This is a genomic window from Paracoccus haematequi, from assembly GCF_900631945.1.
Classification (GTDB): domain Bacteria; phylum Pseudomonadota; class Alphaproteobacteria; order Rhodobacterales; family Rhodobacteraceae; genus Paracoccus; species Paracoccus haematequi_A.
In genome coordinates, this window is the sequence record NZ_UZWE01000090.1 from 1 (window position 1) to 1891 (window position 1891).

Genomic DNA, 1891 nt, shown 5'->3' on the forward strand with positions numbered 1-1891 from the left:
CGGCGGGCCAGCAGGCCTTGGCCCCGCCGCAGCAACCCCGCGACCCCGCGCAGGTCGACGCCGCCCTGGCCCTGGCCCCGGCCCTGCCCGCCGACCCGCAGCGTGCCCGGCTGCGCGGCCTGCTGATCGAGGGGCATTGCGCCACGGACGCCCTGCGCCAGGTGCAGGATCCGATCAATCGCCAGACGCTTCTGGTTCTGGTCGGCCGGCTGGGGGGATGCTGACATCCATCATGGGAAGGACAAGACGATGCGACATTTCAGGCCCTTGCTGTTTCTGGCCCTTGCGGCGTGGATGAGTGTCGGACCGACGCCCTTGCAGGCCCAGGACGGGCACCTCAGCATCATGACCGGCGCATCGACCGGCACCTATATCCAGTTCGGGCGCGACCTGGACAAGCTGATGCAGGGATGTGGCCAGGGGCTCGAGGTCGTGGAATCCGCAGGTTCGCTGGAAAACTTCCTGGCCGTCCGGCAGCGCCCGAACACCCAGTTCGGCATCGTGCAAAGCGATGTGCTTGAATACATGCAGACCTTTGCAGGCGGTGATCCGGCCGTCGCCCGCGCCATCACCGGCGTCCGCATCGCCTTTCCCCTGTACGAGGAGGAGGTCCACGTCCTGGCCCGCCGCGACATCGCCGGGTTGGACGACCTGACCGGCAAGCGCGTGGCCATCGGGGTCGAGAACAGCGGCACCTTTCTGACCGCGTCGCTGATCCTGTCCCTGACCGGAACCGAGCCTGCCGAAACCCTGCTGGTGGCCCCGGCGGATGCGCTGCCGCAACTGAAGGCCGGTCAGATCGACGCCTTCTTCTATGTCGCGGGGGCGCCCGCCTCGCTTTATGCCGAAGGCGAGATCGACCCTGAACGGTTCCACCTGCTGCCGATCCAGGATCCGACGCTGCAGGCGGTCTATTCCCCTGCCACGCTGGCGGGCGGCACCTATCCGTTTCAGCCCGATCCCATCGATCTGGTTGCGGTCAAGGCGGTGCTGATGACCTATGAATACAATCCCGGGCGCAACAGCTATCACCGGGCCAGTTGCCGGGGGGTGTCGGATCTGGCTTCTCTGATCCTGACACGGATCGACACGCTGCGGGCGGAAGGCCATCCGAAATGGCAATCGGTCGACCTGACCGACATCCCCCCCGGCTGGGAGGTCAGCACCTGCGTCAATCGCGGAATCGATCCCGGCTATCAGGCCAACTGCACTGCCCCCGCTCCCGCGCAATCCGTGCCCGACAGCCAGGCGAACGAGGCCTATCGCCGCAATATCTGCGCGGTGATCGGATGCTGATCAGCGCGGGGCGGGAACCAGGCGGGACCAGGCCGAGGACGGTCCCGTGGTCCCGTCCTGCCGCAGCGCCATGACCCGCCACCGCGCGACCGGCTGCGCAATCAGCATCGCGGACAGCGCCGTGTCCCTGTAAAGGGTCCGGCCGTCGCCGCCTGCCGGGACGAATTCGACCCTGAAGCGCGGCATCGCCGTGCCGCCAGGGCCTTGCCAGTGCAATTCGGTCTGACCCGACGCGAACAACGCCTGACGGACCGGGACGGGGGGCGCCGTCAGGGGTTCTGCCGACTGCGGCAGGGACGCGCCCAGCTCCGCCAGCCGGGACGCGGCCCCACCCGTATCCCCCGCCAGTTCATACCAGGCCTGGGCACGATAGGGGTCGGGGTCCACGCCCACCCCTGTTTCGTAAAGCTGGCCCAGATAATAGGCCGCCCGGCTGCTGCCCCACAGCCCGGCGCGCGCATAAAGCGCCGCGGCGCGCGCGGGATCGACGCTGCCCAGGGTCAGGCCGCTGGCCAGCAGGCGTTCGGGAAGGGGCGGCGCTTCAACGGCCACGCGGCTGGACAGGGGCGCAGGCGGTGGGACGGCGGATGGGGGG

2 protein-coding genes and 1 pseudogene are annotated in these 1891 nt (G+C 68.8%); 2 read left to right on the forward strand and 1 reads right to left on the reverse strand.

What is annotated here, in order from left to right; translation table 11 throughout:
• Positions 1 to 224 (forward strand): annotated as a pseudogene (locus PARHAE_RS21285) (hypothetical protein); the annotation flags it as partial.
• 25 nt (positions 225 to 249) lie between these two features.
• Complete coding sequence (locus tag PARHAE_RS20510; protein WP_126156351.1) at positions 250 to 1296, forward strand: TAXI family TRAP transporter solute-binding subunit; 1047 nt, start codon at positions 250 to 252, stop codon at positions 1294 to 1296.
• Here PARHAE_RS20510 and PARHAE_RS20515 read toward each other — a convergent pair.
• The coding region (locus tag PARHAE_RS20515) for an SEL1-like repeat protein (protein WP_206437044.1) at positions 1297 to 1891 on the reverse strand (595 nt) is incomplete at its 5' end.